This window comes from Intestinibacillus massiliensis (assembly GCF_900155735.1).
GTDB classification, from domain to species: domain Bacteria; phylum Bacillota; class Clostridia; order Oscillospirales; family Butyricicoccaceae; genus Intestinibacillus; species Intestinibacillus massiliensis.
Window position 1 is genome coordinate 33934 of sequence record NZ_LT707056.1, and the last position, 6015, is coordinate 39948.

General features: G+C 59.2%; 5 protein-coding genes. 3 read left to right on the plus strand and 2 right to left on the minus strand.

The features are described 5' to 3' along the window. Window positions 1-230: 230 nt before the first annotated feature. Window positions 231-1256 (minus strand): substrate-binding domain-containing protein, encoded by a 1026-nt coding sequence (locus CZ203_RS05380; RefSeq protein WP_087065133.1) that lies wholly within the window; start codon window positions 1254-1256, stop codon window positions 231-233. 615 nt (window positions 1257-1871) lie between these two features. Between CZ203_RS05380 and CZ203_RS05385 the strand changes: the two genes are divergently transcribed. Next, window positions 1872-2756, plus strand: coding sequence for a helix-turn-helix transcriptional regulator (locus CZ203_RS05385; protein ID WP_087065134.1), 885 nt, complete (start codon window positions 1872-1874; stop codon window positions 2754-2756). A gap of 54 nt (window positions 2757-2810) precedes the next feature. On the opposite strand, the gene CZ203_RS05390 is transcribed toward CZ203_RS05385, so the two are convergent. Continuing rightward, window positions 2811-4181, minus strand: a complete 1371-nt coding sequence (locus CZ203_RS05390) for an MATE family efflux transporter (protein WP_087065135.1) — start codon at window positions 4179-4181, stop codon at window positions 2811-2813. A 308-nt stretch (window positions 4182-4489) separates the two neighbouring features. Between CZ203_RS05390 and CZ203_RS05395 the strand changes: the two genes are divergently transcribed. Both CZ203_RS05395 and CZ203_RS05400 read left to right on the plus strand, forming a co-directional pair. Next, entirely contained in the window at window positions 4490-5362 is an 873-nt protein-coding gene (locus CZ203_RS05395; protein WP_087065136.1) for an AraC family transcriptional regulator, read from the plus strand. A 195-nt stretch (window positions 5363-5557) separates the two neighbouring features. Continuing rightward, window positions 5558-6015 (plus strand): FHA domain-containing protein (locus CZ203_RS05400; protein ID WP_143436145.1); only part of this gene is annotated, 458 nt, incomplete at its 3' end.

A 6015-nucleotide genomic window follows, 5' to 3' on the forward strand; every position in this document is an offset into this window, starting at 1 on the left:
GCGCCCGCCCCGCCTTGCTTTTTCGGTTTGAACGGCAAGTTCATGGCTCTGATTTCCTTTCTCTCCAAACGGTGTTCCAATTGGTTCAAGGATACCCTGCGCCTGTGAAGTTTTTGTGTCCAAACGGCGTATATTTCGGGATGCTTCCCCGGCGCGCCGGGCGCAAAAAAAGTGGGACGGCCGATGGCCGTCCCACTTTCCAGAGGGGATATTTGCAATGGCAGGATGAATTAGCCCATGTAATCCGCAACGTTGTCGGCGCTAACCGGCTCGAACGGGATCCAGACGACGCCGTCTTCGATGTTCGCAACGTCCTCGCCCTTGGCCATGCTCATGGCCGCGTCGATCGCGCCCTCGCCCTGTGCCTTCGGGTTCTGGAATACGGTGAACGCCATGGTGCCGGCCTTGATGGCCTCGCAGCCGGTCTCGGTCGCGTCGATACCTACGATCGGTACCGGGATCTCGGTGGTGCCGGAAGCGGTGTACGCCTCGATGCAGCCGAGCGCCATGTCGTCGTTGTTGCAGACGACCGCGTCAAATTCCTTACCGGAGCCGAGGAACTGGGTGAACTTGTCCATCGCCTTGGCGCGGTCCCACTCAGCGGTGTCTTCATAAACGTACTCCGCGGTCAGGCCTGCGTCTTCCAGGCCCTGCTTGAAGGACTGGGTGCGCTTTACAACGGAATCCTGGCCGAGGGGGCCCTGGAACAGTACGATCTTGGGGGCGGTGATGTTCTTTTCCTTGAAGTACTCTGCGAGGTACTCAGCCTGCATCTTGCCGGAATCCAGCTCGTTGGAGCCGACGTAGGTCGCCTTCTTGCCGTCCAGGATGGAAACGTCGGTGGGCATTCTGTTGACGAATGCAACCGGCATGTCGCCCGCCGCCTGCAGCACCTCGGCCGCCGCGTCGTTGTTAACCAGGACGACGATCGTCGCGTCGTACTTGTCGGCAGAAGCGGTCTGCACCTGGCCGATCTGTGCGGAAATGTCGCCGTTTGCGTCAAATACCTTGAATTCTACGCCCTTGGACTCCGCGTACGGGGTCATGGCCTTTTCCATGTTGGTCAGGTACTGGTCGCGCTGCGCAATGGACATGGCAATCTTGAGCTTGCCGCCGTTATCGCCGCCCGCAGCATCGCCGGCCTGCGCCGCGTCGCCGTTTGCATCGCCGGTCGCCGCGTCGCCGCCGCCGCAGCCAGCCAGTGCGCCGAGCATCATCATGCCGGCAAGGCCCAGTGCCAAGAGTTTCTTCTTCATAAAAATCTCTCCTCTTCTTCGCGTTAGCTTTCCAGATTCTTGCGCTTTTTGTGCGGATTGCACAGGCGCTGATCCGTTGCATCTATTATACTTGTCCGCAAGCGGCTGCCGCCACGAAATTTTTGCGCATTTGTCCAGGACGGCAGCCCCAAAAGTGCCGTAATTCTGTACAAAATAGATGCATAATTTTTGTTACCTCAATTTTTTTGCTATTTGATCATATTCTGATTTTCCATTTCCGCTTTTTACGCCGCGCATCCATCTTCAAAAAATTTGAGGGCGCGTATTCATGCATGCATTTAATGTGAAATGTACACAATTGTTTTTATGCATTTATTTGCAGAAATCCGTGATTTGTCCATATATTTTACCGCAATTAACCATATGCATCCGTTTTTCAAAAAATATTGTCACTATCTTGCGGTATATGGCTGGAAATTCCGCCCTTGCCTGCAGCAGGACATATCTACGGCTTTTATATTCATTTTTTATATTTTGCTGTTTTGTTACCTTTGTGGAAATCGCCTATATCAATTGACACGGGCAGCGGGTATGCTATACTGAAATAAGTAAAATACTTGTAATCTACAAACTTTCCAGCCTGAGGGGACGTTTATGCCGCTTTTTATGTTTAAGAACGATACACAAAATTGCTTTGACGGAGCACAGGCGCCCCAGCTCGTTTTCGTCAGCGACGTGGAGACCGCCTACTCCAAAATGGCATTGCCGCTGCACAGCCACGCGCACCTGATCGAAATTGCCTATGTCTACAAGGGCAGCGGCACGCATTTCATCGGCAGCCGCAGCTATACCGTGCGCGAGGGCGACATCCTGATTTTTAACGCCGGCGTCGTGCACGACGACAGCTCCCTGCCCGATTCGGTCGAGGGGCTGATCTGCCTGGGCTTCACCGGCCTGCAGATCGACGGCCTGCCGGAAAACCACCTGATCCCGCCGGACGCGGCGGCCGTGGTCAGCACCGGGGAGCACATGGCCGAGGCAGCCGCGCTGTTCCGCATGGTCTACCGCCAGATGGAGGATGGGAGGGAGCTTTGCGAGGATTTCTGCAACGCGGCGCTGCGCGCGATCCTGCTGCTGCTCCGCCAGCTCCTGGGCAGCGGCGAGGAGCGGCTGTGCGGCAAGGAGCATGAGCTGGTCGGCTCGATCAAGGCCTATATCGACCGTAATTACGCCGAACCGCTCACGCTGAGCGGCATTGCGGACGTCTTTTATATCAACCCCTACTACGCCTCCCATATCTTCAAGGCGGTCACGGGCTACTCCCCGATCCAGTATATCACCCGCCGCCGCATCGGCGAGGCGCAGAGCCTGCTGACCTTCACCAGCCACAGCGTCACCGAGGTCGCGGCCATGGTCGGCTACGACAACCCGAACTATTTCAGCACGGTATTCAGCAAGCTCGTCGGCATGTCGCCCGTCAAATACCGGCAAAGCTGGGAAAACAGCCGGGACGGGCTGCCCGGCGGCGCACAATCATAAAAACGCCCCTGCCGCTTTACCCGCGGCAGGGGCGTTTTTTGTGATATAGGGGCTTCAGGCCGTTTCGGTATCGAGGCGGGTGACCTTCTTGACCCATTTCCAGCTGCGCAGCCGGATGACGACCGGGATCGCCTTGTAAAGCTGGTCCCACTTGAGCAGGAAGAACACCACCACGGGCGGCCAGTGCAGCGCGAACGCCGCGATCGCGGACAGCGGCACGATGATGAACCACATGCTGATGAAGTTCATCTTCATGCTGAACGAGGTGTCGCCGCCGCCGCGGATGATGCCGGTGTCGCACGCCATCTGGTAGGCCGTGCCCACCGTGGTGATGGCGAGCACCAGCATGAACTGCAATGCGAGCGCGTGCGCCTCCGGCGAGATGTTGTACATCATGAGCACCGGCTTGCGCGCGAGGAAGATGACAAGCCCCGTCAGCACGCCGAGCGTGATGAAGATGATCTGCAGCGTCTTGACCAGGGAGTGGAGCTTGTGCTCCCCGCCCTCGCCGATCGTGCGGCCAACCACGATGCCCGAGGCCGAAGCCGCGCCGTAGGCCACGACGGAAATGATCTGGAACACGATGGTCGCGATGGAGTTCGCCGCGATCGCCGCCGCGCCGAGGTGGCCGAGGATGCCGGTCTGCACCATCTGCGCCAGCCCCCACTGCGCCTGGTTCATGAGCACGGGAAGCGATACCTTGCGGTAGTCCTTAATATAGGAGGTATCGATATGTATGAGCTTGCCCAGGGTCAGGTTGAGGTTATGCTCCTTGTACTTGAGGTAAAATATAACGATGACCAGCTCCACGCAGCGCGAGACCAGCGTCGCGATCGCCGCGCCGCGGATGCCCAGGCGCGGGAGGCCGAGCCTGCCGTAGATCAGGAGCGAGTTCAGGCAGATGTTGATGCACAGCGTGGAGAACGAGATGACGTACCCGATCTTGACGACGCCGATCGAACGGAGCGAGGCGACCAGGATGTTGGTCACGGTGAAGATGATGTACGTAAAGCAGATGATCTGCAGGTACTTGACGCCCTCCGCGATGACGGCCTGGTCGTTCGTCAGCAGGCCGAGCACCTGGCCGGGCATGAAAAATACGATCGCGAACAGCACGACGGCCAGCGCGCCGCCGAAGCGCAGCGCCACGCCGATGATGTGCGGGATGGGCTGCAGGTTGCGTTTCCCCCAATACTGCGAACCCAGGACGACCGCGCCCTCGCCCGCGCCCACGACGAGCATCTGCAGCAGGAACTGGATCTGGTTGCAGAGCGCGGAACCCGACAGCGCCGTTTCGCTATAAGCGCCCAGCATCACGTTATCCGCGAGGTTGACGCTATAGGTCAGCAGGTTTTGCAGCGCGATGGACAATGTCAGGATCATAAAGCTTTTGTAGAATGCCTTCTCTTTAATGACGCCGGTCACGGCAATTTCCCCCTATCCTTTTGGTTGTACTCCCTTTGGGTTGTATACACTAATTTTCCTTAGAAAAAGTGCCCTGCCAACCCGTGCAGGGCACTTATCCACTGGTGAGAAAGGTGGGCCGGCCTGAGCGAATAGTAGCCGGCCCACGGGGTGTCGGAAGGGTGTCTTGGAACTTCCTTTTCCTATCGCCTTTATCTTACTTAAATTTTTTCTATATTACAATAAAAAAATAGTGCAATCCATTCATATTTTATGCTATTATTAGGGTGCCAACAATCCATTTTGCACAAAGGAAGGAGACGCGCGCCATGAAAGTCCTGCACGAAGCCGGGGTGCTGTCCCAGTCCGAGCGTTTTTTCTCGACCCCCTCCGCAATCGCGCGCCGTTTGTTTTTTTACGTGACCCGCTGCGGGCACTATTACTGTGACGAGCATTATGATTTTAAGGATACCTGCGACATCAGCCAGCTGGAGAGCCACAAGAACTTTTTCCTCATCTACCTGCGCGCAGGGTTCATGCATTTTATCGCGGACGGCGACAAATTTACCGCCGAGCAGGGGCAGCTTGCGCTGATCGACTGCCGCCGCCCGCACCGCTACTACACCCCGCAGGGCGCGGAAACCATCTGGATCCACTTCGACGGCGCGAACGCCGCCGACTTTTACGAGCAGATCATCGCCTTCCACGGCGGGCGGCACGTATTCTACCCCCCCTCAGACAGCCGGGTCGAGCGGGAACTGGCGCAGATCGTCTCCGGGCTCAAGGGCGGCGCGTCCATCCCGGAGGTTGCGTATTCCCAGCGCATCTACCAGATCCTGTGCAACCTGCTGTTCCCGCAGCACGCGGCGGACGCGGCGGACGCGGACAGCCCGACCGCCCAGGCCATGCGCTTTATCGGGGAGCACCTGTTCGAGGAGCTTTCGGTCGAGCGCGTGGCGGCCGCGGTCAACCTCAGCCCTTCGCACTTTTCGCGCCAGTTCCGCAGCCACACCGGCTTTTCCCCGCACGAATACATCGTGCTGCACCGCATCGACGAGGCAAAGGCGCTGCTGCACGGCACCAAGCTGTCCGTCAAGGAGATCGCCTACCGGGTCGGCTACCACAGCGAGGTCAACTTCATCGCGTCGTTTACCGACAAGGTCGGGGTCTCGCCCGCGACCTTCCGCAAGACGCCCATGTAACCCGCCAGGAAAGGGGGACGGCTCCGGCCGCCCCCCTTTTTTTGCGCCGCCGCTGTTTCTTAAATTTATCCAAATTTTCACGCCCCGCGCGGGCAATTGTGATATAATAGCCGCATACGGCCACATGCAGCGCCCCAGCAGCCCCGGGCGGCGCCCGTGCCGCTTCCATCCCCTCCCTGAAAGGAGACCACAAAAATGCTTTTTACCGAGGCCTTGCAGCCCGCCATGGACGGGCTTACCGGCCTGCTCGCGGAATACCCGCTGGTCGGGCAGTGGTTCACCGCGGTGACCCGCTTCGCCTTCCCGCTGCTCGCCATCGCGATCCTGGCGTCCGCCATCCGTTCGCTGCTGCGCGTGCGGCACGAGCCTGAAATCTGGGCGTACCTCGCCCTGCCCAACGGCGAGCGGGTGCCGCTCACCCACTGGGAAAACATCATCGGCCGCGCCGGCGCGGCGGACGTGACCCTCAATTACCCCTCGATCTCCCGCAGCCACGCCGCGCTGACCCGCGCGGACGACGGCTCCTGGACGCTGCACGAGCTGGGCTCGACCGGCGGCACGCAGGTGAACGGCAGGCCGGTGGGCGGCGTGGCCGCCGTGGGCGACGGGGACACGATCCTGCTCGGCGGCGTGCCCGTCGTGCTGCTGCCCGT

Bases quoted from the DNA above. Each gene is read 5' to 3' on its own strand.
- CZ203_RS05380 (WP_087065133.1), bottom strand. From the start codon at position 1,256: ATGAAGAAGAAACTCTTGGCACTGGGCCTTGCCGGCATGATGATGCTC.
- CZ203_RS05395 (WP_087065136.1), top strand. From the start codon at position 4,490: ATGAAAGTCCTGCACGAAGCCGGGGTGCTGTCCCAGTCCGAGCGTTTT.
- CZ203_RS05385 (WP_087065134.1), top strand. From the start codon at position 1,872: ATGCCGCTTTTTATGTTTAAGAACGATACACAAAATTGCTTTGACGGA.